The organism is Streptomyces sp. YIM 121038 (assembly GCF_006088715.1).
In the GTDB taxonomy this organism is placed as follows: Bacteria; Actinomycetota; Actinomycetes; order Streptomycetales; family Streptomycetaceae; genus Streptomyces.
Map to the genome: position 1 here is coordinate 9,219,312 of NZ_CP030771.1, position 22,930 is coordinate 9,242,241.

Below are 22,930 nucleotides of genomic sequence, written 5' to 3' on the forward strand. Positions count from 1 at the left end.
ACGACGTCGGCTTCCCCGGTGGTCGGCATCGGTCCACCGCGGCGGTGAGGAGTTCGGGGACCTCGAAAGCTACGTTGCGTTTACATGAGCATCAATCAAAAGTGCGCTTGTACGGGCAAGTGGATGGATATCTGAAGGGAACCGTTGCAACTGGCATGGGTGTGAGCGCAATTCTCGTGCCCGACCGATGCAATGAGCTGACGGTCAACGCATACTGGCCGGGCCGCCCGCGCGGAACGCGGGCCGGTGGTGAGGACCGGCAAGTGGAAGGCGGGCGCGGTGCCTGGAGGCAGGCTGACCCACGAGGACCGACGACAGGTGGCCTCCGGGCTCGCCGACGGACTCGGCTATGCCGAGATCGCCCGGCGGCTCGGCAGGCCGACGTCGACCGTCAGCAGGGAGGTCGCCCGCAACGGCGGCCCCGGCCGCTACCGCGCCGAGCACGCCCAGCACGCCACCGCGCGCCGGGCCCGCAGATCCGCGGCGAGCGCCCCGGAGGCGGCGGCGCCCGACGTCGGACACGGCCGCGACGCCGAGGTCGTGCGCGGCTTCGTGGTCCGGTTCGCGGAGGCGATGGCGCGCACCGGCGTGCCGCGGATGGCGGCCCGGGTGCTCGCCAGCCTCGTCACCACCGACTCGGGCACGCTGACCGCGGCCGAGCTCGTGGCCCTGCTGCGGGTGAGCCCCGCCTCGGTGTCCAAGGCCGTCGGCTATCTCGAACGGCTCGACCTGCTGCGGCGCGAGCGCGTGCCCACGGGCCGGCGCGAGCGGTACGTCATCGACGACGACATGTGGCTGCGGACCTGGCTGGCGAGCGCCCGTGCCCACGCGATGATGGCCGACACCGCCCGGGCGGGGGTGGAGATCCTCGACGCCGCGACCCCCGCGGGCGCCCGCCTCGACCACATGCGGCGCTTCTTCACCGGCCTCAGCGACGACGTGGCCGGGGCCTCCACGGCGGCCGCGTTCACCGACGCGCTGACCGTGCTCGCCGCCCTCGCCCACGCCGGAGCACCGCTGGACGGCGGCCGGTTGGCGGGGGCGCTCGGCTGGTCGCCGGAGCGCGTCACGACCGCCCTGTACGACGCCGAGCAGCACCCCGACGTCGCCGACCCGCTGGAGCTGCGGCGCACCCCGGACGGCGCGTACACCGTCGTGGCCCGGACCGGGCGGCTCACCCCGGAGCAGTGCGCGGCACTCGGCCGCACGCGGTGAGCGCGGCGCGGACGGCCCTCACCGCCCCCGGCGCGGCCGCAGGCTGAGCGCGTGCAGCGCCGGCCGCATCCCGAACTGGGCGGCGGGGTCGTGCAGATGGCTGCCGAAGACCTCGGCGAGCCGCTCGCGCTGCGGGCGGGCCCCTCAGGACCGGGCGCCACGATCACCCCCGGCCGGGTGTCGAAACGCGCCAGGAACTCGGGCGGCACGATCGGCGGCGCCGACTCGGCCCCCGGGGCGTGCCGGACGACGACCACGGCCAGCTCGCGCGGGACCACCCACTGGGCGGTGTGCGCGAGGTCGGCGACGGCCTCGGCGGAGACCGGCGGGTCGGCGGTGAACAGGTCGATGAGGCGGTTGCGGCGCCGCCGCATCTCACCCGCCGCGTACCGGCGCGCCTCCGTGCACCCGGCGGTGGTCGCGGCCGCCATCTCGTCCAGGTGCAGGAAGAACGCCTCACCGAAGGCGGAGACCGGGCGCGGGCCCGGCGACCCGGCGGCGGTGGGCCAACGGCTCGGCCGGTGCGTCCGGGACGCCGTCGGCGAGGATCCGCACATCGTCTTCGAGCACGTGGGCCGGGCGACGTGCGGCGTCTCGGTGTTCGTGGCCCGGCGCGGCGGCACGGTCGTCACCTGCGGGTCGAGCACCGGCTACCGGCACGAGTTCGACAACCGCCATCCGTGGAGGCGGCTGAAGCGGATCATCGGCAGCCACGGCGCCGACTTGCACGAACAGGCCGCCGTTCACCGGCTGCTCGACCTCGGGCGCCTGCGCCCCGCGTTGACCACCACGTACCCGTTGCACGAGACGGCCGAGGCCGCCCGCCTGGTCCAGCGCAATCTGCACCTGGGCAAGGTGGGCGTGCTCGCCCTCGCCCCCCGGCCGGGTCTGGGGGCGAGGAACGGCGCCAGGCAGTCGCGTGCGCGTGGTGCCGCACCTGAACGCACACGGCGTACGCACGTTATCTGGAGGTCGACCATGCGCATCTTCGTCACCGGAGCCACCGGCTACATCGGCGGCTCGCTCGCCGACCGGCTGAGGGGGACGGGCCACGACGTGAGCGGCCTCGCCCGCACCGAGGAGAAGGCGCGGGCGCTGCGGGAGCGCGGCATCACCCCGGTCCTCGGCGACCTCGACGACGCGAGGGTCCTCGGCGCGGCCGCGCGCGCCGCCGACGCCGTGGTCAACGCGGCCGACAGCGACCACAGGCCCGCCGTCGAAGCCCTCGTCGCCGCGCTCGCAGGCACGGGCAAGCCCCTGTTGCACACCAGCGGTTCCAGCATCGTCGCGGACGACGCGCGCGGCGCGGTGTCGCAGCGCGTCTTCACCGAGACCGACGTCGAGCCGGGCGGCCCGTGGCGGGCCGAGCCGGACAAGGCGCCGCGCGTCGACCTCGACCGGTTCGTCCTCGCCGCGGCCGAGCGCGGCGTGCGGTCCGTGGTGCTGTGCAACTCCCTGATCTACGGCCACGGTTACGGCCTGTCGCGCGACAGCGTGCAACTGCCCCGCCTCGCCCGCCAGGCGGAGGCCAGCGGCGTGGCCCGGCACATCGGTCCGGGGCACAACATCTGGTCGAACGTCCACATCGACGACGTCGCCGACCTGTACGAGCTGGCCCTGGCGTCGGCGCCCGCCGGAGCGTTCTACTTCGTGGAGAACGGCGAGGCCCCGTTCGGCGAGCTGACGCAGGCCATCGCCGACGTCCTGGGCTGCGGCGCCGCGCGGCCGTGGGGCATCGAGGCGGCGATCGAGGAGTGGGGCTACGAACCGGCCGTCTACGCCCTCGGTTCCAACAGCCGGGTCCGGGGCGCACGGGCCCGCGCGGAGCTGGGCTGGACGCCGCGGTACGACGACGCCGTGGAGTGGATCCGCAAGCGCCTGACGTCGGAGGAGAGCGGCTGAGGCGGCCCGGGTCGCGGGCGGGGCCCGGTGCGCAGCCGTGAGCTGAGCCCGGGTCAGGCCGTCCAGCCGCCCCACTCGGGCCCCGTGCGCCGCCACTCCCGCTCCCAGGCGGCGAGGCGGCGCCGGTCGAGGGCGTGGCCCACCGCGTGCCGCGCCAGGAGCGCGGCCAGGGCGGTGGCCGCGCCCGCGGCCAGGGCCGCGCTCGCCGTGCGCAGGGCCACGTCCTCCGCGTCCGGCGGGGCCCCGGCCACCCGGCCGTTACGGTCCAGCCACACCGCCGCGTGCTCACCGCGCCGACTGCCCGCGGCCACGCGCGCGTGGCCGGTGTGCTCGGCGCCGTCCGGGGTGGTCCAGCGCGCCGGGACGTCGTACAGGGGCACCGTGCCGACGGCCGGGACCGGCGGGGGCGCGTCCGAGGTGAGCGTCGCGGTCACGCGGTGCCGGGTGGCCGTGGCGGTCCGGGCCGTCTCCTCGGCCCGCGCGTGCACGGCGATCCCGGCCGCGGCCGCCGCCGCGGGAACGCCCAGGAACAGGACGAGGCCCATCACGAGCACCGTCCACGCCTCGACCACGTCCGAGCGGCGGCGCAGCGGACCGCGTCGCCAGCGCCAGCACCGAACCCGAGAGCGCATCGCGTCAACCTCCGCACCACGCAGGGGGTGCGCGTCTTCGAGCGTAGCGGTCACGGCCGTCCCTCGGCAGCGGGTCGGACGGCCCTCCGCGAGGTCCGGAGGGCGAACGGGACACCGGGCACCGCGGTCACGTGTCACCCCGGCCGTACGCCTCGTGCGGCCCGGCCCCGCGGACGGGCGGGTCTCGGCCACAGGGCCGTTCGGCCTTCACGTACAGGCCTGTTCGCCACTCGCGCGCGCGTCGTCGCGGTGTCAGCGTCATGCGGGAAGGCCCTGAAATCCTCCCGGACGTCACCCCGAAGCAGCTCCCGGGAGGCTTCGCCGCGGCCTTCTCCGATGAGTTCGCGACCAGACGAGAGGGGCGATGGCCCGTGGAGCATCCGTTGATCGTGGGCGTCGACGGCTCCGAGTCGAGCCTGCGGGCGCTGGACTGGGCGGTCGACGAGGCCGACCGCCAGGCGGTGCCGCTGCGGATCGTGCACGCGTCGAGCTGGGAGTGGTACGAGGGGCACGAGCCGTCCTTCGGCATCAACCGCGCCTTGGTGCGGGCACAGGCCGACCGCGTCGTCGCGGACGCGGCCGAGCGTGCCCACTGCCGCAGCTCCTCGGTCAAGGTCACGAGCCAGACGCTCGACGAGGACCCGGCGTCCGCGCTGATACGCGAGAGCCGCCGGGCGAGCGGGATCCTCGTCGGCAGCCGCGGCCGCGGCCGGCTCACCGGCCTGCTGCTCGGCTCGGTCGGCCTGGCCGTGGCCGCCCGCGCCGAATGCCCGGTCACCGTGGTGCGCGGCGCGGAGGACAACCGCGACGGGACCCACCGGCGGGTCGTCGTCGGCGTCGACGAAGCCGCCGACGCGCGGCCCGCGCTCGACTACGCCGTCCGCTGCGCGCAGCGGCGCGGCGCCGCCCTCGACGTCGTGCACGCCTGGCGCTGCCCCGCGCACGAGGCCCCGGAGCGGCCGCGCCCGGCCGCCGCCGACACCCACCAGGAGCGTGCCGAGCACCGGGTCGAGGAGGCCATCGGCGGCCTGGCCCGCACCCACAGCGCCGTTCCCGTGCACCGCAGGGTCGTCGAGGGCAGCCCGCGCGCGGCGCTGCTCGACGCGGCCGCGGGCGCCGATCTGCTCGTCGTCGGCGCCCGCCGCCGCACGGGCCAGGTCGGCATGCAGCTCGGCCCGGTGAACCACGCGGTGCTGCACCACGCGGCGTGCCCGGTGGCGGTGGTGCCGCATGCCTGAGCGCGGACCGCACGCCTGAGTGCCGGTGGCGCGGCCCTCTCGGGAGGGGGAGGGCCGCACCACCGCGGGGCCCCGAAGGGGCCGCCCGGCCCACGCCCGCGCCCCCTCCCCGCCGCCCCCGACCGGGCCGCCCCCAAGTGGGGCACGCCCCCGCCACGGGGCAGGCCATCCGGCGTGGGTGACTCACCCGGCCTGAACCGCACCTGCCGTGGAACCCGGCCACCCCGCCCCCGGACACTCCGACGGAATCGAGGCTTCCCATGGCCAAGGACCAGCTCTCCGTCCTGGACGCGCACTGGCGCGCCGCCAACTACCTCGCGGCGGGCCAGATCTATCTGCTCGCCAACCCGCTGTTGACCGAGCCGCTCAGGCCCGAGCACATCAAGCCCCGCCTCCTGGGCCACTGGGGCACCTCGCCCGGGCTCAACCTCGTCCACACCCACCTCAACCGGATCGTGCGCGAACGCGGCCTGGACGCGCTGTGCGTCTGGGGGCCCGGCCACGGCGGACCCGCCGTGCTCGCCAACTCCTGGCTGGACGGCAGCTACAGCGACGTCTACCCCGACGTCACGCGCGACGCCACCGGCATGGCACGGCTCTTCCGGCAGTTCTCCTTCCCCGGCGGCGTGCCCAGCCACGTCGCCCCCGAGACGCCCGGCTCCATCCACGAGGGCGGCGAACTCGGCTACTCCCTCGCCCACGCCTACGGCGCCGCCTTCGACAACCCCCACCTCCTGGTGGCCTGCGTCATCGGCGACGGCGAGGCCGAGACCGGGCCGCTCGCCACCTCCTGGCACTCCAGCCGCTTCCTCGACCCGGTGCACGACGGCGCGGTCCTGCCCGTCCTGCACCTCAACGGCTACAAGATCGCCAACCCGACCGTGCTGGCCCGCATCCCCGAGCCCGAACTCGACTCCCTCCTGCGCGGATACGGCCACGAGCCGATCCACGTCAGCGGCGACGACCCCAGCACCGTGCACCGCGACCTGGCCGCCGCCCTCGACCGGGCCGTCGACCGCGTCACCCACATCCAGCGGGCGGCCCGCGAGGAGGGCGCGACCGAGCGGCCCGCCTGGCCCATGATCGTGCTGCGCACCCCCAAGGGCTGGACCGGACCGGCCGAGGTCGACGGCAAGCCCGTCGAGGGCACCTGGCGCTCCCACCAGGTGCCGCTCGCCGGTGTCCGCGACAATCCCGAGCACCTGCGGCAGCTGGAGGCCTGGCTGCGCTCCTACCGGCCCGAGGAGCTCTTCGACGCCGAAGGGCGCCCCACCGCCCAGGTCCTGGCCTGCGTCCCCGAGGGCACCCGGCGCCTCGGCGCGAGCCCGCACGCCAACGGCGGCCGGCTCACCCGCAGCCTCCCCCTGCGCCCCCTGGAGGACTTCGCCGTCCCCGTCGACAAGCCCGGCACCGCCCTGCACGAGCCGACCCGGGTGCTCGGCGGGCTGCTCGCGAAGGTCATCGCCGACACCGCCGAACGCCGTGACTTCCGCGTCGTCGGGCCCGACGAGACCGAGTCCAACCGCCTGGGCGCGCTCTTCTCCGTCACCGGCAAGGCCTGGCAGGAGCAGACGCTGCCGACCGACGAACACCTCGCCCCCGACGGCCGCGTCATGGAGGTCCTGTCCGAACACCTCTGCCAGGGCTGGCTGGAGGGCTACCTCCTCACCGGCCGGCACGGCCTGTTCTCCTCGTACGAGGCGTTCGTGCACATCGTCGACTCCATGGTCAACCAGCACATCAAATGGCTCAGGACAGCACGCGACCTGCCGTGGCGCGCCCCCGTCCCCTCCCTCAACTACCTGCTCACGTCGCACGTCTGGCGCCAGGACCACAACGGCTTCTCGCACCAGGACCCCGGCTTCGTCGACCACGTCCTCAACAAGAGTCCCGAGGTCGTGCGCGTCTATCTGCCGCCGGACGCCAACACGCTGCTGTCCGTCGCCGAACACGCCCTGCTCAGCAGGGACTACGTGAACGTCATCGTCGCGGGCAAACAGCCCTGCTTCGACTGGCTGTCGCTGGACGCGGCCCGCGCCCACTGCGCGCGCGGCGCGGGCGTCTGGGAGTGGGCGGGCACCGACGACGGCCTGCGCGACCCGGACGTCGTCCTCGCCTGCGCGGGCGACGTGCCCACCCAGGAGGTCCTCGCCGCCACGGCCCTGCTCCGCGAACACCTGCCGGACCTCGCGGTCCGCGTCGTGAACGTCGTCGACATCGCCCGCCTCATGCCGCGCGAGGAACACCCGCACGGCATGGCCGACTTCGAGTACGACGCGCTCTTCACCCGCGACAAGCCGGTCATCTTCGCCTACCACGGCTACCCGTGGCTCATCCACCGCCTCGCCTACCGCCGCGCGGGCCACGGCCACCTGCACGTGCGCGGCTACAAGGAGACCGGTTCGACCACCACGCCCTTCGACATGGTCGTCTGCAACGACCTCGACCGGTACCGCCTGGTCATGGACGTGATCGACCGCGTCGCCGACCTGTCCGTGCGCGCCACGGGCCTGCGCCAGCTCATGGCCGACGCCCGGACGCGCCACCACGCCTGGATCCGCGAGCACGGCACGGACCTGCCGGAGGTCGCGGACTGGTCGTGGCCCTACTGACCGGCCCGCCCGGCCGGGGGGCCGCGCCCGGTCCCACGGGCCCGATCGACCCGATCGGGCCCGCCCGGAACCGCCCGCGCCGACCCGCACCGACCGTTCACCCTTCCACCCCGCTGGGGCACGACATGAAACACGACCGCACTCCGTCCCCCTCCGGCACTCCTCGCACCACTCCCTTCGGCAGTGCCCGGACCGCCGTCCCCCACGTCGTCACCGTGGGCATCGACGGCTCCTACGCCAGCATGGACGCCGCGGACTGGGCGGCCCGCGAGGCCCTGCGCCACCGCGCCCCGCTGCGCCTGGTGCACGCCGGGGTCCCGCCCGCGCTCCCGGCCCGGGACCGCCGCGTCCTGCGGCCCGCCGACCGGGCCCGCGGGGTCCTCGACCGGGCCGCGATCACGCTGGCGTACGTCCACCCGGCCCTGGAGATCCACGCCCAGCAGCCCCGCGGACCCGCGGTGCCCGCGCTCCTCGCGGCGTCCGCGCAGGCCGAGTCCCTGGTCCTCGGCTCCCGTGGGCTCTCGGGCCCGACCGGGTTCGGGGGCTTCCTGGTCGGCTCGGTGGCGGGGGGCGTCGCCGCTCGCGCCGAGCGTCCCGTGGTCCTGGTCCGCGCGGGGGAGCGGCCCGAGGACGCGCACGTCCCCGACGCCGCCGGGGTGCCCTCGCGCGGCACGCCGTACCGCCCGGTCGTGCTCGGCGTCGACGTCGAGCACCCCGGCGACCCCGCGTTCGCGTACGCCTTCGCCGCGGCCGAGGCCCGGGGCGCGCCCCTGCACGCGGTGCACGCCTGGACGGTACGGCGGCCCACCACCAGCACGCCGCCGTCCGCCGCCGAACCGACGGACCTGTCCGGCCTCCTCGGCGCGGAAGCGGACGCACGGGACCGGCTCGGCACCCTCCTCGCCCCGTGGCGGCGCGCGTTCCCGCAGGTCGAGGTCGTGGCGGAGGTGGTGTTCGGGCGCCCGGGCCACCACCTCCTGAAGGCCTCGCTGGGGGCCTCGCTCCTGGTCATCGGCCGCCGCGTCGCCACGGGCCCGCGCCTGGGCCGCACGGCGCACTCGGCGGTGCACCGGGTGTCCTGCCCCGTCGCGGTCGTGCCGTACGCGTGAGCGATGAGTTCCGGGTGCGCCGCGAGTCCCCCTGACAGAACCTGTGATCGAGCGGAGGAACTGTCATGAAGGACGACGTCTGGGCGCTGGTGCACGCGGAGCGCGCGGCACTGATCGACGACCTCGCGCACCTCGACGACGAGCGGTGGAGCACGCCGTCCCTGTGCGCGGGCTGGAGCGTGCACGACGTGGCCGCCCACCTGGTCGACACGGCCCGCACGACGCGCCTCGGCTTCGTGGCCGGTCTCGTACGGGCGCGCTTCGACTTCGACCGTCAGAACACCCGCGGGGTGGAGCGCGAGCGCGGCGCCACACCGGGGGAGACGCTGGAGCGGCTGCGCCGGGTGGCGGCGCGGACCTCGACGCCTCCGGCGCCCCTCGACAGCAGGCTCGTCGAGGAGGTCGTCCACGGCGAGGACATCCGCCGTCCCGTGGGCCTCACCCGCTCCTACCCGCGACAGGCCGTGGTCAGGGCGCTGCGCCTCCAGACCCGCACACCGGCCTCCTTCGGCGGGGCCAAGGAACTGACGACCCGCGTCCGGCTCACGGCCACGGACACCGACCTCGCGATCGGCACGGGCCCGGAGGCCAAGGGCCCCGCGCTCGCCCTGCTCCTGGCCGTGTCCGGGCGACGAACCGCGCTGGACGAGCTCGACGGGCCGGGAGCCGCCACGCTGGCGGAGGCGGCCCCGCTGTCATGACCGCCCGCCGCAGCGCCGGACTGCTGCTCTTCCGTGCTCCCGGTCCGGACCCGGAGGTGCTCGTCGGCCACATGGGCGGACCGTTCTGGGCGCGCCGCGACGCCGCCGCCTGGTCCATCCCGAAGGGGGAGTACGGCGACGACGAGGAGCCGCTGGCCGCCGCGGTGCGCGAGTTCGAGGAGGAACTGGGGCTCCCGGCCCCGCCCGGCCCCTACCTCCCGCTGGGCGAGGCGCGCCAGGCCGGCGGCAAGACGGTGACCGTCTGGGCCGTCGCGGCCGACCTGGACCCGGCGTCCGTCGTGCCGGGCACCTTCACGATGGAGTGGCCGCCCCGCTCGGGCCGCCTCCAGGAGTTCCCCGAGCTCGACCGGGTGGCCTGGCTGTCCCTGCCCGAGGCCCACGACCGGCTCGTCGCGGGCCAGCGTCCCTTCCTGGACCGCCTCACCGCACTCCTGACGAGCTGAGCGGCGCTCGGGGCGCGCCGCCCCGCCCGGTGGCGATGAGTTCCGGCCCGGGCGAGGGTCATCACAGGGAGAGCGGCGGCGGCCCGCGGGCCGCCGCCGACGACCAGGCGACAGGAGAGTGCCATGCCCAAGATCACCCCGAATCTGTGGTTCGACACGAAGGCCCTGGAGGCCGCGGAGTTCTACGTCTCGGTCTTCCCGAACTCGAAGGTCAACAACGTGTCGTACTACGGAGAGGCCGGGCCGCGCCCGGCGGGCACCGTGCTGACCGTCGACTTCGAGCTGGACGGACAGGCGTTCACGGCCCTCAACGGCGGCCCCGAGTTCACCTTCGACGAGGCCGTCTCCTTCGTGATCGGCTGTGCGGACCAGGACGAGGTCGACCACTACTGGGCCCGGCTCACCGCGGACGGCGGTGCGGAGAGCCAGTGCGGCTGGCTGACGGACAAGTACGGCCTGTCCTGGCAGGTCGTTCCCGCCGCTCTCGAAGAGCTGATGACCGACCCGGACGCGGGCCGCGCCCAGCGGGCGATGGAGGCCATGCTGAAGATGCAGAAGATCGACGTGGCGGCCCTGCGGGCCGCCGCCGACAGCGCCTGAGGGCGACGCGGGCCGCGCGGGCCCGGGCGCTCACCGCCGCCCGGGCCCGAGCAGCAGATCGAGCCCGTGGTCGAACCGCCCCTCGAACGACGCGTCGCCGATGTGCGCCGCGAGGCGGCCGAGCGACGGGTAGTCGCCCGCCGCCAGCGCCTCGGTGAGACGGGAGTCCCCGGCGTCCGGCACGGACTGCTCCTCCTGCGTCAGGCCCAGGACGAAGTACTGGAGGTTCCACGCCGTCCACGCGGCCTCGCGGTCGGGCAGCCCGCCGTCGAGCAGCGCCGTGGTCAGCGTCTCGGCGAACCGCAGCGTCGCGGGCTCGGCCGCGTACGTGCCGGTGACGATGCGGGCGCCGTCCCGGTGGGCGAGCAGCGCCCGACGGAAGCGGGCCATCAGCTCGCGCACGCGCTCCCGCCACTCGGTGGGGAGCCCGTCGAGCGAGACCTCGTCGACGATCGCGTCGGCCATCAGCTCCAGGAGCCGGGTCTTGGTCTTGGCGTGCCACAGCACGGTGTTCATCCGCACCCCGAGGCGCTCGGCCGTGCCGCGCACGGAGACGCCGTCGGCGCCCTTCTCGGCCAGCATGCCGAGGGCGGCGCGGGCGACGGCCCGGGGGCTCAGGCCCGCACGGTAGCTGCTCTCCGCCCGCACGGGCGGCTCTTGCCTTTTGGTCACTGACCTAGTCTACTGAGGTCAATCGAAATTGGTCACTGACCAAATGTGAGGGCAGGGCGTGCCGAACGCCTCCGTCGGCGACGCCCGCCGCCCGCACCTGGAGACCACCGGCAGAGGAGCGCCCGTGCGCACACACCACCCCGACCCCCACGTCGTCATCGCCGGGGCAGGCCCGGTCGGCCTGTGGCTGGCCGCCGAACTGCGCCTGGGCGGAGTGCGGGTGACCGTCCTGGAGGCGCGGCCCGAGCCGTCCCCGCACTCCAAGGCGCTCACCGTGCACCCGCGCACGCTGGAGGTCCTGGCCTTCCGCGGCGCCGCCGAGCCCTTCCTCGCCGAGGGTCTGCGCATCCCCGACGGGCACTACGGGTCGCTCGACCAGCGCCTCGACTTCGGCGTCCTCGACACCCCGTACCCCTTCACGCTCGCGCTGCCGCAGGCCCGCACCGAAGCCCTCCTCGAAGAGCGCGCGCGGGCCGCGGGCGCCGCCGTCCGGCGCGGCCACCGCCTCACCGGCCTGACCGAGCACGCGTCCGGCGTCCGCGTCGACGCCGAGTCCCCCGAGGGCGCGTACGCCATCGAGGCCGCGTACGTCGTGGGCTGCGACGGCACCCGCAGCACCGTGCGCGCCGCCGCGGGCATCGCCTTCCCCGGCACCGACGCCACGGTCTGGGGCTGGCTCGGCGACGTCGTCCTGGACCGGCCGTCCGCCCGGCCCGTCCTGAGCGTGGCCACGCCCCGGGGCGGCCTCATGTGCGTCCGTCTGCCCGACCGCGTCCACCGCTTCGTCGGCCACACCCCCGAGGGACAGCGGTCCGACCCGCCGGGCGAGTTCACCTTCGACGAGTTGCGCGCCACCGTCGCGCGCATCGCCGGGGACGACTTCGGGATGCGCGACCCACGCTGGCTCTCCCGGTACGGCAACGCGACGCGCCAGGCGGCGGCCTACCGCAAGGGCCGGGTCCTGCTCGCGGGCGACGCGGCCCACATGCACTTCCCGGCGGGCGGCGTCGGCCTCAACGTCGGCGTGCAGGACGCCACCAACCTCGGCTGGAAGCTCGCCGCCGTCCTGCGCGGCGCGGCCCCGGACGCGCTGCTCGACACCTACCACGCCGAACGGCACCCCGTCGGCGCCGAGTTGCTCACCAGCACCCGCGCCCAGACGGCCCTGATGACCGCCTACTCCGCCGAGGGCCGCGCCCTGCGCGAGGTGCTCGGCTCGGCCGTCGCCACCGTGCCCGCGTTCTCCCGGCGCCTCGCCGAAGGCCTCTCGGGCCTCGGGGTCGCGTACGACACCGCGTACACGGAGGCGTACGGGATCCGCGACGGCGGTTCAGGGCCCGGTGACGGCGGCGGTGACCATCCGCTGACCGGCCGCCGTGCGCCGAACCTCCGACTCGGCCCGGACGTGCGCCTCTTCGACCTGCTGCACGCGGGCCGCCCCGTGCTGCTCGACTTCGCCGGACGGACCGACGGCCCCTCGGCGGACGTGATCGTCCACCAGGGGCCGCCGGTCGGGGACCGTGCCGACTGGGAGGGTGTGGGCTCCGCGCTGATCCGGCCGGACGGGCACGTGGGGTGGGCGCGGGAGGCCGCCGCCCGGCCGGGGCACGCGCGGGAGGCCGCCTGAGGCCTGCCCGGTCAGCCGAACGCGATCGAGCTCACCTTGTTGTCGAAGTTGACCCTGCGCAGGTCCGCGACGTCCCCGGAGACCACCTTGGACTCGCCCTTGCAGCCGGGGCGCGACCACAGCTTCAGGGAGCCGTCGGCGGACAGGGACGAGGCGACCTTGGGGCGCGCCACGTTCTGGCAGCCCGGTCCGGCCACGCCCTGCGCCGGGTCCTGGAAGTTGACGTTGTCGAACAGGATCACGCTGCTCGCCGGGTCGGCCTGGCCCTGGCCGCCGCCCTGGCCCGCGCCGCCCCCGGCGGGCTGCCCGGCCTTCTGGCCGTTCGGCGTCACGCCGAACCAGGTGCCGCCCACTCCCTGGCCGTTGGTGTCGCCGGGCTTGAGGTCCTTGCTGAAGCGGTAGACCGGCCAGCCGCCGATCGTCACCTGGCGGGTGCCGTCGGCGCGCTTGATGACGCCGACGTCCGAGGTCTTCACGCCGTCCACGAAGATCTTGCCGCCCGGGTCCACGAGGACGGGGGGCCAGGTGGTGGCGCAGGCGCCGGAGCAGTTCGACACGGAGGGCCGCGCGGTGTCCTTGTCGAAGCGGTAGAGGGTGAAGCCGGAGCCGTTGACGACCACGGGGTTGAGCTTGCCCGCGCGGCTCGCCGAGAGCTGGACCCACTTGCGCTGCACGGGCTTCGCCGCGGGCTTGCCGGGCGGGTTGGCCCAATCGCCGGTCCGCTGGGGCGCGTTGTTCGCGCGGGCGGTGCCCGACCGCAGGGAGAGGTCGTAGCCGGAGCCGGAGCCGGAGCCGGAGTCGGAGCCGGTCTGGCCTTCGGCGCGGTCGGCGTTGGCGGCGGGGGCGTTGCCCGAGGACTTCTTGGCGTCGTCGTCGCTGCCGCCGCCCCCGCAGGCGGTCAGGGCGAGGGCCCCGACGGTGGCGAAGGAGGCGAGGAACAGGGCGGGCTTGGTCTTCTTGAGCATCGCGGTCTCCTGAGGTTCGGTCGGCCGGTGCGCCGCGGCGCCGGGCCGGTCGTGGACGCTGAGCTGTCGAGTGCCTTCGTGGCGTGAGTACGGGCGCCTCGTCCACCGGCGTTCAGGCCGCTCAGGCCTCGTGACCAAACCGAGACAATGTCTAAATCAAGGTGCTGTCCGAAACTGAGGCTTGCGCAGCGCGCGGGCCGCGTTCGCGCCGCGCCGGACGGACGGGGACGGCCTCGAACCAGGGACGCATCTACGACTCGGCCGAACTCCCCACCGCCCGGCGTGAGCCGCGGCGGTCCCCGGCCCGTGAGCCTCAGGCGAGACGGGTGCGGGCACGGGCCCAGGTCCGCGCCGGGTCGAACGCGTCCGCGTGCCAGGTGGTGGAGGTCAGGGTGCCCCGCTCCCGGTACGCGCGCATGATCTCCACGTGCGGCCGCCAGGCGATGAACCGGTGGAGGGCGGCCTCGTCCCGCCAGACGGCCACGGCGCCGCAGCGGCGCGCGAAGGGCCGCGCCCAGAGCCACATTCCGTAGGCCCCTTCCAGCTCCGGCCAGCCCTTCCCGAGCCGTCGGCCCGCGCGGTGGACGCCGGGCAGGTCCAGCGCCCGGTCGAGCCGGAAGTCCGTGACGCTGACCAGGACGGGGCCGCCCCGGCCGTGCTCGGGCCCGGGCGTCCAGGAGGACCTCACCATATTCATAAGCATGCGCCTACGATCTGCGTAGGCGTACTATTTGTCAACGGGTACCGTCCCTGGCATGAACGCCGCCCCCGGAGACGCGCCCCGCCCCGACCTCGCCGCCATGGTCGTCCCCCTGGGGCGCGCCCTCATGGCCGCCGAGCAGCCGGTCCTCGACGCGCACGGCCTGACGATGTGGGCGTACGCGGTCCTCTGTCACCTCGACGAGACACCCCTGCGCACCCAGGCCGCACTGGCCGAGGCCATCCACGCCGACAAGACGCGGATCATCGCCGTGCTCGACGACCTGGAGTCCCGCGAACTGCTGACCCGCCGGCCCGACCCCAAGGACCGCCGGGTGCGTCTGCTCACCCTCACCCCCGAGGGGCGCCGCCTGCGGGACGCCGCCCGGGCCGCGGTCCAGGACGGGGAGGAGCACCTGCTCGGGCGGATTCCCGCCGCCGACCGGGAGGCGTTCCTCCGCAACCTGAACGTCCTCTACCGTGCGAGCCAGGGGCGGCCGGACCGCTGAGGCGAAGGGCGCGACGCCCCTGCGTGCGGCGGCCAACTGGGCTGTTCCTCCAGACGTGTTCAGCATGAACGGACTGGAGAACGGCAGGGCTCCGGGGTAATCTGATCAGCTATCAGGTCGTGCGAAAGGAATGAATGGCCCATGGTGGACGGTCAGAAGTCAGCCGATGAGCAGCCCACCACCGGCGAGGTCCGGCAGCGCGTCGTGGAGGTGTTCGCCCGGTCCGGAGTCGACTTCTCGCCCCACGTGCATGAGGCCGTCCTGGACTACGAGACCGCCGCGCAGGTCAGGGAGCGCTTCCGCTTGACCGGTACGGAGACCAAGTCGCTGTTCCTGCGGGGCAAGAGCGGACGCCACACGATGTTCGTCTCCGTGGAAGGGCAGCGGCTCGACACCGCCAGGGCGCGGGCGGCCCTGGGGGAGAAGTTCTCCATCGCCTCCGGGGACGAGCTCAAGGCCGTCACGGGCTGCGAGCCCGGCTGCGCCGTTCCCCTCGGCCTTCCACCGCGGGTCACCCTGCTGATCGACAGCGCCATCGAGCACGAGGCGCGCCTGATCCTCTCGCCCGGCCCACCGACCGAGACCATCGAGGTCAGCGCGGAGCAGTGGGCGGCACTCCTGTCCGAGACGGACAATCCCATCGTGAAGTACTGAGCCCAGTCCGCCGAGCGCGGGGCCTTGTCCGTGCGGCACCGGCTCCGTCACCGGTACCGAGGTCCCCGCGGGTTCCGGCCGCCCCGGGACCGCGACCCTGTCCGGGGCCGAGAAGATCGGGTACGTCATGAGCCAGCGCGTCGGCGCCCTTGTGGACGCCCATTCCACCGGGCGCTATCTGCCAGCCGCCTTCCGGGAATTCGGCGTCGAGTGCGTGCATGTGCAGAGCACCCCCGAGATCCCGGAGTTCTTCCGGCGGGATTTCGAACCGTCCAGCTATCGGGAGCTCTTCGCCCACACCGGCGCGGTCGCGGAGACAGCGGCCTGGCTGGCAGCGCGGAACGTGGAGTTCGTGATCGCCGGTACGGAGAACGGCGTGGAGCTGGCGGACGCGCTCAGCGAGCGGCTGGGCCTGGCCACGAACGGCACGGCCCAGAGCCGTGATCGCCGCGACAAGGGCCGCATGGCCGAGGCCCTGCGCCGAGCCGGGCTGCGCGCCGCGGTCGACCACCGGGCGTCCGACCCGGCCGAGGCCGCCGCCTGGGCCGTGGAGCAGGACCAGTGGCCCGTCGTGGTCAAGCCCGTCGACAGCGCGGGCACCGAGAACGTGCACTTCTGCCACGACAGCGCGGCCGTCAGCGCCGCCGCGGCGAAGATCCTGGGCACGGTGAACCGCGTCGGCAGCGTCAACCGCCAGCTGCTCGTACAGGAGTACCTCAAGGGCGAGCAGTACTACGTCAACACCGTCAGCGCGGACGGCGGCCACTACGTCGCCGAGATCTGGACCGACGAGACCAAGGAGGTCGAGGGCGCGGCGGTGGTCTCCGACCGGGAGGACCTGCTCCCGCGCTCCGGCGAGCGACAGGAGGCGATCGTCGCCTACGTACGCGACGTGCTGGACGCGCTGGGCCTCAAGTGGGGCCCCGCACACACGGAGATCATGGTCACGGCGGCCGGTCCCGTCCTCATCGAGACCGCGGCGCGGCCGGTCGGCAGCATCCTGCCGGAAGCGGTGACCGCCGCGACGGGCGACAACCACGCCACGCTGACGGCCGAGTGCTACGCGACCCCCGAGGAGTTCGCGCGGCGGATCCCGCTGCCGTACGAACTGAGGAAACAGGTGTCGATGATCTCCCTCATCGCCGACCGGTCCGGGTACGTGGAGAGCGCCGAGGGCCTGTCGTTGCTGCACCGGCTGCCCTCGTACTGGGGCATCCTGAGCAAGATCAGCGAGGGCGCCGACGTGCGCCGCACCGTCGACATCCTTTCCTCCCCCGGGCATGTGTACCTCCTGCATGACTCCCAGCAGCAGATCATGCGCGACTACCTCCAGCTCAGAAGCTGGGAATCCAGTGGGCTCCTCTACCGCGTCGCTCCCCGCCCCGGCGGTTGACAACGCGTCGGCGGCCACCGCCGACGGGACGTTCCGACCGACGCGACCGGCCGGCAGAGCGCTCACCCACCGAAGGTCCGGATTGGTCCGTGACGCAGACGCATGGTCGGAGGGACCACATGCGCAGGAAGAGCTCCGTAATGATCGGCCGGGACGCCTGCCTGAAAAGCCTCGTCCACCACTATGAACATCTGGACGCCGACCGCCCCCGATTCCTGCTGATACGGGGCGAAGCCGGAATAGGCAAGAGCCGATTACTCGGGGAGTTCCTCGACATCGCGGAGCGGCGCGAGGGGATCCTGCTCCAGGGCGACTGCCTCTCGCTACGGCTCTTCGGCGGCCCTTTCGCGCCCCTCATCCAAGCGCTGCGGCACCCGGTCGTCCGGTCCGGAACGGCCCACCGACGCGCCAGGATCGCGCAGGACCTGCGGACGCTGACCGAGGCGCTGTCCTCCCTCGGTGCCCCGGCACCGGCCGCCTCCCGCCCCTCCGCGGCGCAGATCGCCGAACAGGTGCTCAGCACACTGGCCCGGATCAGCCACGACGCCCCCGTCGTCCTCGCGATCGAGGACATCCACTGGGCCGACGCGGCCACCCGGGAACTGATCCAGTTCCTGCACCACAACCTCCAGCGGGCGCGCGTCCTGCTGGTGCTCACGGACCGCACCGACGAGCCGTCCCCGCAGCCGACGCACCTCCACCTCGTCGCCGAACTCGTTCGCGCCGGCGCGGAAATCATCGAACTGGAATCCCTCGAGGCCGACGACATCCGGCTGCTCCTCGCCTCCCGCGGCGGTGGCGAGGTGGCCGACGACGTGGCCCGGGAGATCCACCGGCGCTCCGGCGGCAACCCCCTGTACTGCGAGTTCCTCCAGGACGCGTGGAGCACCGGCGAGGTCCTGCCCAACACCCTCAAGGACCTGCTGCTCGCCCGCACCTCCCGGGTCTCCGCCCGAGCGCGCACCCTGCTGGAACTCCTCGCGGTCGTCGGCCATCCCGCCTCCGAGGGCATGCTCGCCGCGCTGTGGGAGGGCGGGGCGCTCGGGCCCGCCCTGCGCGAGGCGGTCGCCGCGAAACTCCTCGCCTCGCGCGACGGCGGCTACCGGTTCCGGCACTCCCTGATCAGCGAGGCGCTCCTCGACGAACTGCTGCCCGGCGACCTCGCGCGGCTGCACCGGCGCGTGGCCGAGACCCTCACGACGAGGTCGGCGCTCGCCGACGACACCGGCCATCTGTTCGCCCTGCGCATCGCCAACCACTGGTACGCGGCGGGCGAGAAGGCCACCGCCCTGCGGACCGCCGTCCACGCCGCCCTGCTGATCGACGTCTCCTCCCCGGCGGACGCGCTGCGCCTGTACGAACGGGCCCTGAACCTCTCCGGCCACCTGCGGGAATGGCCGGTGCCGAGCACCTGCCGCGCCGAGGTGCTCCGGCGCGCCGCGGAGTCCGCCTTCTCGTCGGGCGACGTCGTCAAGGCCCGCACCTTGGTCCACCAGGCCCTGGGGGAGATCGCCGCGGGCCGGCCCGGCGCACCCTCGCGGGCGCTCCTGTACGAACACCTCGGCCGCTATCTGGAAGGCAGCAACGGCCAGGACTCGGGGCAGGAGTGCCGGGAGTGCTACGAGCGCGCCCTGAGCGAACTCGCCGCGTCCGACAGCCCCCGGACCTGGGCCCGGGTGCTGTGCTCCTGCGGCCTCTCCCGCGTCACGACCGGCTGCGCGGCCGACGGGATGGGTCTCCTCTCGCGCGCCCGCACCATCGCCGCGCGCTCCGAGGACCCCCATCTGCAGGCCATCGTGGACATGAACCTCGCGGAGGCGACGAGCTGCGTCCGCGAGCTGGAGACGTCCATCAAGTACGCCAGGAACGCGCGGGACGCGGCCTTCCGCATCGACTGCGCCGACGTGGCGCTGCGCACCTACTTCGTGGAGGCGCGGGCCGCGTACCTGGTGAGCGGGCGCCTGGCCGACTCCATCAGGATCCGCTGGGAAGGGCTCCGCTTCGCCGACCGGCACGGCCAGGCCTACTCCGGCGGAACGATGCTGCGCCTCGCGCTAGTCGAGGACCTGATCGAAGCGGGCGGCTGGGGCGAGGCCGCCGGGCTCACCCTGGACCGGCTGCCCAGCAACCCCAAGTCGATCCTGGAGACCGAGGAACACCTGGTCTCCTGCTTCCTCGCCGCCCACCGGGGGCACCCCGTGGCCAGGGAGCGCGTGCCCGAGCTCCAGCGGCTGCTGCCGGTCGACAACCTGGTGCACGAGACCTACTTCCTGAGCCTGCTCGTCCCCGTCGCCTCGGCCCTCGGCCACCAGCAGGCCCTGGAGGAGCTCTCGGACCGCGTGCTCGAACTGGCCGCGCACCCCCTGCCGTCGCTCGGCGGCGGCCTGTTCCTCGTGCACGCGCTCGCGGCGGTCATCGAGGCGCACGGCGACCGCGCCGACGGCGAGGGCGGCTGCGGGCACGGCGTGCCGCGGCTGCTCGACGTCGCCGAGGAGACCTACGCCCGGGCCCGGACCTCCGTGGCCGCGGAGGTGGAACTGACCGACGGCGTCATCGAGGTGGCCCGCGCCCAGGCCGAGCGGCACCGGGGCGTGCACCGCGCGGAGCACTGGTCGCGCGCCTGCGAGGTCTTCCGCCGCACGGGCGCCCGGGCCCGCCTCGCCCCGGCGCTGCTCGGGCAGGGCCGGGCGCTCCTCACCCAGCACGCGGAGCACCGCAGGGCACACCGGCTCCTGGAGGCCGCGCACGGACTCGCCGCCAAGATGGGCGCGGAGCCCCTGTGCCGGCGGATCGCGAACGTCGCCGAGCACGCCGCACCCGGGCAGGGCGAGACGGCCCCGCACCCGGCGGACCTCACGCCGCGCCAGGCCGAGGTGCTCCGCCTGATCGCCCACGGCCGGACCGACCGGGAGATCGCCGAAGAGCTGACGATCAGCACCCGCACGGCGAACTCGCACGTCGCGCACATCCTGGAGCGGCTCGGCGCCCGCAACCGCTCCGAGGCGGCCCTGCGCTACCACCAGACCCACCAGGCCGCCCCCGAGCCCGGCACGCGCGCGGTGGACGCATGAGCCGTCTTCCCCGGCTGCTTCCCCCACGCCCCGCCCTGCGGACCTACGCGCTGATCACCCTCGTCGAATCCGCGGGCAACAGCCTCTTCATCGCGGGCAGCGCGATCTTCTTCATCCGCGTCGTCGGTCTGGGGGCGGCGCAGGTGGGCAGCGGCCTGACCCTGGCCGCGCTGCTCGGCGTCGCGACGGCGGTTCCCAGCGGGCTCCTCGGCGACCGCTACGGCTACCGACGGGTCCTGCTGGTCTCCTACGCCGTGCGGATTCCGTTGTTCCTGTCCTATCTGCTGGTGGACGGCTACGCCGGCTTCCTGCTCGTCGCCTGCGGCATCGGCCTCGCGGAGAACACGGGGCGCGCGGTGCAGCCCGCGTACATCACGGTGCTCGCCGAGAAGGACGAGCGGATCTCGTTCATCGCCTACAGCAGGTCCGTGACGAACGTCGGCTGGGCCGTGGGCAGTCTGGCCGCGGGCGTCGCGCTCGCGCTGGACTCCCGCACGGCCATCGAGGCGCTGGTCGTGGGGAACGCCCTGGCCTTCGTCCTGGTGGTGCTGCTCCTGACGCGCCTGCGGGCCGGACCGTCCCAAGTGGCCACGGACGCGGCCGGATCGCTGACGGGCCTCGCCGGCGTCCTGCGCGACCGCTCCTACCTCACGCTGGCGCTGCTGATCGGACTGCTGTCGGTGTGCTCGGAGTTCTTCACGGTCGGGCTGCCGCTGTGGATCGTCACGCGCACCGCGGCGCCCTCGTGGACGCTCTCCCTCGTCCTGCTGCTCAGCACCCTCCTGGTGGTCGCGCTCCAGGTGGCCGTCAGCCGTCGCACGGACACGCTGAAGGGGGCCGCGCGCGCCGGCCTGTACGCGGGCGTCGTCCTCTTCGGCGGCTGTCTGATCATGCCGGTGTCCGCCGACGCGGGACCGGTCGCCGCGACCCTCGTCATCGTCCTGGGCGTCGTCCTGATCACCTTCGGCGAGCTGTACTCCGCCGCGTCGAGCTGGGGCCTGTCCTTCGCGCTGTCGGAAGAGGGCCACCACGGCGTGTACTTGGGCGTCTGGAGCTTCTCCACCCAGCTGATGCAGGCCCTGGCGCCGGTGGTGATGGGGGCCGTCCTGGTCGGGGGCGAGTACGCCGGGTGGCTCTCGTTCGGCGCGTTCTTCCTGGCGGCGGGCGTGCTCGTCGTGCTGGTGACCCGGCACGCGGACCGCGTCCACGAGCCCGTGTGAGGCCGGGGACGAGGATCGGTAGCCCCGCGTGCGGCGGGGGCCGAGGATCGGTAATCCTACGGATGGCCGGGGCCGAAGGCGTCAGTACCGTGCTGGGTATGCCAGAAACGGAGTTCGGCTCGGTTTACGGGTCACACGTCATGCTGCGCGTGCGGCAGGTCGCGTGGCCCGATCAGCTCGACGATCCGCAGACGGTGGGCCATTTCCTGCGGGAGCTCGTCACGCGTATCGGCATGCGCATACTCGACGGGCCGCTCACCGCGTCCGAACAAGGGGACCAGGCGCACTACGGATACTCCAGCGTGGTGATTCTCCAGGAATCCCACGCGGCCATCCACACCTATCCGCGGTTGGGACAGTTCTTCCTGGACGTCTTCTCCTGCCGCCCCTTCGACATGCGGGTGGTCATCGGCACCTGCGAGGACTTCTTCGGAGCGTTCGAGATCGCCGAACAAGCCAAGCTCGACCGCGGCCTGCACTGGCCCGGTCCCGCGACGGAGCGCCTCACAGAGTGGACGGCCACGCGCTAGAGCGTCCGGCCGCCGAGGGGAACGAGAATGACGTCTCAGGTAGCGGACTACCGGTTCACATCTCATGGCTGGAACGCCCGGACACCGCGCCAGCAGGCGCGCGTGCACACCTACAAGGGCGCGTACGTGTCGATCACGTCGCTGTGCAACACCGACATCTGCACGTACTGCTACGCGCGCGATCAGAAGACCGAGCACCACACGATGCCGCTCACGCTGTTCAGCGAGGTCCTGGACATGCTCCAGGACGTCTCCGACTTCCCCGAGGTGTACCTCGTGGGCGGCGAGCCCACCATCGTCCCCGACCTGCCCGGATACATCGGGGAGATCGAGCGCCGCGGGTGGTCGACCACCGTCTACACCAACGGCGGGTTCAACGCCAAGCGCCGGGACGTGCTGCTCGCCAGCCCCGCGGTCACCCGCATGAGCTTCCACTACGACGAGCTCCTCTTCGAGAGGTACGCCTGGCTCCGGCCACGCTGGCGGGAGAACCTGGCGGCCATGGCGGAGACCTGCGAGACCTCGGTCATCGGCGTGATCGACGGGCCCGACTTCCCCTTCACCGAACTCGTCGACCTGGCCGCGGAGTACGGCGCCTCCTTCACCTGGATCTTCTCCACCCCGACGTCCGGCGGAACGCCGTTCCTCGGCCTGCACGCGATGCGGGAGCTGGGCCCCGCCGTCCAGCGCATGCTCCTGCACGCCGAGGAGCGCGGGGTGCAGACCTCACCCGACCTGCCGGTCCCGCTGTGCATCTTCGAGCCGGACTTCCTCCAGCGCTACGCCGAGAAGTTCGCCCTCGTGCGCCGCTGCAAGCCGTTCGCCTACTTCCACGTGGACGGCCGGGTCAGCTACTGCACCGCGATGCCCGTCTTCACCGCACCGCGGCCCCATTCCGGCGCCGAACTCGCCACCGTGATCGAGGCGCACCGGGCCCAGGACACCAAGCTGAAGCAGCGCCCCTCCTTCCCCGAATGCGTGACCTGCGAGATGCACCTCAAGCAGAAGTGCCAGGGCGGCTGCATGACCTACAAGGTCTACCAGGAGGAGAAGCCGAACAATGTCGTCGCGGTCGATATCCTTCCTACAGCTCCCGCTGATTACCAAGCCTGAACCG

General features: G+C 73.8%; 20 protein-coding genes and 1 pseudogene. 17 read left to right on the forward strand and 4 right to left on the reverse strand.

Annotation, left to right across the window (positions count from 1 at the left end; translation table 11 throughout):
* Positions 1-279: 279 nt before the first annotated feature.
* The 3 genes and pseudogenes from C9F11_RS39025 to C9F11_RS49080 all read left to right on the forward strand — a co-directional run bounded on the left by C9F11_RS39025 (position 280) and on the right by C9F11_RS49080 (position 3,117).
* Positions 280-1,215, forward strand: coding sequence for a MarR family transcriptional regulator (locus tag C9F11_RS39025; RefSeq protein ID WP_138964717.1), 936 nt, complete (start codon positions 280-282; stop codon positions 1,213-1,215).
* A 501-nt stretch (positions 1,216-1,716) separates the two neighbouring features.
* A pseudogene (locus tag C9F11_RS49075) lies at positions 1,717-2,109 on the forward strand (zinc-binding dehydrogenase); the annotation flags it as partial.
* The gene (locus tag C9F11_RS49080) at positions 2,104-3,117 is read left to right on the forward strand and encodes an NAD-dependent epimerase/dehydratase family protein (RefSeq protein ID WP_346347465.1); all 1,014 of its coding nucleotides are present in this window, start codon (positions 2,104-2,106) and stop codon (positions 3,115-3,117) included. The pseudogene C9F11_RS49075 and the gene C9F11_RS49080, both read left to right, overlap by 6 nt.
* Before the next feature lie 53 nt (positions 3,118-3,170).
* Here the strand turns inward: C9F11_RS49080 and C9F11_RS39035 are convergent, their stop codons facing one another.
* Positions 3,171-3,749, reverse strand: coding sequence for a hypothetical protein (locus tag C9F11_RS39035; RefSeq protein WP_138964721.1), 579 nt, complete (start codon positions 3,747-3,749; stop codon positions 3,171-3,173).
* Positions 3,750-4,120: 371 nt separating this feature from the next.
* Between C9F11_RS39035 and C9F11_RS39040 the strand changes: the two genes are divergently transcribed.
* The 6 genes from C9F11_RS39040 to C9F11_RS39065 all read left to right on the forward strand — a co-directional run bounded on the left by C9F11_RS39040 (position 4,121) and on the right by C9F11_RS39065 (position 10,473).
* Positions 4,121-4,987, forward strand: a complete 867-nt coding sequence (locus C9F11_RS39040; protein ID WP_249402066.1) for a universal stress protein — start codon at positions 4,121-4,123, stop codon at positions 4,985-4,987.
* 203 nt (positions 4,988-5,190) lie between these two features.
* Positions 5,191-7,599: a phosphoketolase family protein gene (locus C9F11_RS39045; RefSeq protein ID WP_269078146.1), complete on the forward strand. Its 2,409-nt coding sequence runs from the start codon at positions 5,191-5,193 to the stop codon at positions 7,597-7,599.
* 125 nt (positions 7,600-7,724) lie between these two features.
* Complete coding sequence (locus C9F11_RS39050; RefSeq protein ID WP_138964727.1) at positions 7,725-8,708, forward strand: universal stress protein; 984 nt, start codon at positions 7,725-7,727, stop codon at positions 8,706-8,708.
* 65 nt (positions 8,709-8,773) lie between these two features.
* A complete protein-coding gene (locus tag C9F11_RS39055) occupies positions 8,774-9,409 on the forward strand; it encodes a maleylpyruvate isomerase family mycothiol-dependent enzyme (protein WP_138964729.1) in 636 nt (211 codons plus the stop codon).
* Positions 9,406-9,873, forward strand: coding sequence for an NUDIX domain-containing protein (locus C9F11_RS39060; protein ID WP_138964731.1), 468 nt, complete (start codon positions 9,406-9,408; stop codon positions 9,871-9,873). Before C9F11_RS39055 ends, C9F11_RS39060 begins: the two co-directional genes overlap by 4 nt.
* A gap of 123 nt (positions 9,874-9,996) precedes the next feature.
* Positions 9,997-10,473 carry a VOC family protein gene (locus C9F11_RS39065; protein WP_138964733.1) on the forward strand — a complete coding sequence of 159 codons (477 nt, stop codon included), beginning with the start codon at positions 9,997-9,999 and terminating at the stop codon, positions 10,471-10,473.
* A gap of 30 nt (positions 10,474-10,503) precedes the next feature.
* On the opposite strand, the gene C9F11_RS39070 is transcribed toward C9F11_RS39065, so the two are convergent.
* On the reverse strand, positions 10,504-11,145 hold the full coding sequence (locus C9F11_RS39070) for a TetR/AcrR family transcriptional regulator C-terminal domain-containing protein (RefSeq protein WP_138964735.1): 642 nt from the start codon (positions 11,143-11,145) through the stop codon (positions 10,504-10,506).
* Positions 11,146-11,269: 124 nt separating this feature from the next.
* Between C9F11_RS39070 and C9F11_RS39075 the strand changes: the two genes are divergently transcribed.
* Positions 11,270-12,772, forward strand: coding sequence for an FAD-dependent monooxygenase (locus tag C9F11_RS39075; protein WP_138967518.1), 1,503 nt, complete (start codon positions 11,270-11,272; stop codon positions 12,770-12,772).
* An 11-nt stretch (positions 12,773-12,783) separates the two neighbouring features.
* Here C9F11_RS39075 and C9F11_RS39080 read toward each other — a convergent pair whose 3' ends face one another.
* Together C9F11_RS39080 and C9F11_RS39085 are read right to left on the reverse strand one after the other, a co-directional pair.
* On the reverse strand, positions 12,784-13,737 hold the full coding sequence (locus C9F11_RS39080) for a hypothetical protein (RefSeq protein ID WP_138964737.1): 954 nt from the start codon (positions 13,735-13,737) through the stop codon (positions 12,784-12,786).
* Positions 13,738-14,050: 313 nt separating this feature from the next.
* A complete protein-coding gene (locus C9F11_RS39085; protein WP_138964739.1) occupies positions 14,051-14,428 on the reverse strand; it encodes a hypothetical protein in 378 nt (125 codons plus the stop codon).
* A 64-nt stretch (positions 14,429-14,492) separates the two neighbouring features.
* Between C9F11_RS39085 and C9F11_RS39090 the strand changes: the two genes are divergently transcribed.
* The 7 genes from C9F11_RS39090 (at position 14,493) to C9F11_RS39120 (ending at position 22,926) form a co-directional block, all read left to right on the forward strand.
* The gene (locus C9F11_RS39090) at positions 14,493-14,945 is read left to right on the forward strand and encodes a MarR family winged helix-turn-helix transcriptional regulator (RefSeq protein ID WP_138964741.1); all 453 of its coding nucleotides are present in this window, start codon (positions 14,493-14,495) and stop codon (positions 14,943-14,945) included.
* A 141-nt stretch (positions 14,946-15,086) separates the two neighbouring features.
* Positions 15,087-15,599, forward strand: coding sequence for a YbaK/EbsC family protein (locus C9F11_RS39095; protein ID WP_138964743.1), 513 nt, complete (start codon positions 15,087-15,089; stop codon positions 15,597-15,599).
* 127 nt (positions 15,600-15,726) lie between these two features.
* On the forward strand, positions 15,727-16,992 hold the full coding sequence (locus C9F11_RS39100) for an ATP-grasp domain-containing protein (protein ID WP_138964745.1): 1,266 nt from the start codon (positions 15,727-15,729) through the stop codon (positions 16,990-16,992).
* Positions 16,993-17,111: 119 nt separating this feature from the next.
* Positions 17,112-20,063 (forward strand): AAA family ATPase, encoded by a 2,952-nt coding sequence (locus C9F11_RS39105; RefSeq protein WP_138964747.1) that lies wholly within the window; start codon positions 17,112-17,114, stop codon positions 20,061-20,063.
* Positions 20,060-21,283, forward strand: a complete 1,224-nt coding sequence (locus C9F11_RS39110) for an MFS transporter (protein ID WP_138964749.1) — start codon at positions 20,060-20,062, stop codon at positions 21,281-21,283. The genes C9F11_RS39105 and C9F11_RS39110 overlap by 4 nt, the downstream gene beginning before the upstream one ends.
* A gap of 98 nt (positions 21,284-21,381) precedes the next feature.
* Positions 21,382-21,813: an S-adenosylmethionine decarboxylase gene (locus C9F11_RS39115; protein ID WP_171075990.1), complete on the forward strand. Its 432-nt coding sequence runs from the start codon at positions 21,382-21,384 to the stop codon at positions 21,811-21,813.
* A gap of 27 nt (positions 21,814-21,840) precedes the next feature.
* Positions 21,841-22,926: a radical SAM protein gene (locus C9F11_RS39120; protein ID WP_138964753.1), complete on the forward strand. Its 1,086-nt coding sequence runs from the start codon at positions 21,841-21,843 to the stop codon at positions 22,924-22,926.
* Positions 22,927-22,930: the final 4 nt, after the last annotated feature.

Coding starts and splice junctions, on each gene's coding strand:
- C9F11_RS39035 (WP_138964721.1), bottom strand. CDS start 3,749: ATGCGCTCTCGGGTTCGGTGCTGGCGCTGGCGACGCGGTCCGCTGCGC.
- C9F11_RS39050 (WP_138964727.1), top strand. CDS start 7,725: ATGAAACACGACCGCACTCCGTCCCCCTCCGGCACTCCTCGCACCACT.
- C9F11_RS39055 (WP_138964729.1), top strand. CDS start 8,774: ATGAAGGACGACGTCTGGGCGCTGGTGCACGCGGAGCGCGCGGCACTG.
- C9F11_RS39060 (WP_138964731.1), top strand. CDS start 9,406: ATGACCGCCCGCCGCAGCGCCGGACTGCTGCTCTTCCGTGCTCCCGGT.
- C9F11_RS39065 (WP_138964733.1), top strand. CDS start 9,997: ATGCCCAAGATCACCCCGAATCTGTGGTTCGACACGAAGGCCCTGGAG.
- C9F11_RS39080 (WP_138964737.1), bottom strand. CDS start 13,737: ATGCTCAAGAAGACCAAGCCCGCCCTGTTCCTCGCCTCCTTCGCCACC.
- C9F11_RS39085 (WP_138964739.1), bottom strand. CDS start 14,428: ATGGTGAGGTCCTCCTGGACGCCCGGGCCCGAGCACGGCCGGGGCGGC.
- C9F11_RS39090 (WP_138964741.1), top strand. CDS start 14,493: ATGAACGCCGCCCCCGGAGACGCGCCCCGCCCCGACCTCGCCGCCATG.
- C9F11_RS39095 (WP_138964743.1), top strand. CDS start 15,087: ATGGTGGACGGTCAGAAGTCAGCCGATGAGCAGCCCACCACCGGCGAG.
- C9F11_RS39100 (WP_138964745.1), top strand. CDS start 15,727: ATGAGCCAGCGCGTCGGCGCCCTTGTGGACGCCCATTCCACCGGGCGC.
- C9F11_RS39105 (WP_138964747.1), top strand. CDS start 17,112: ATGCGCAGGAAGAGCTCCGTAATGATCGGCCGGGACGCCTGCCTGAAA.
- C9F11_RS39110 (WP_138964749.1), top strand. CDS start 20,060: ATGAGCCGTCTTCCCCGGCTGCTTCCCCCACGCCCCGCCCTGCGGACC.
- C9F11_RS39115 (WP_171075990.1), top strand. CDS start 21,382: ATGCCAGAAACGGAGTTCGGCTCGGTTTACGGGTCACACGTCATGCTG.
- C9F11_RS39120 (WP_138964753.1), top strand. CDS start 21,841: ATGACGTCTCAGGTAGCGGACTACCGGTTCACATCTCATGGCTGGAAC.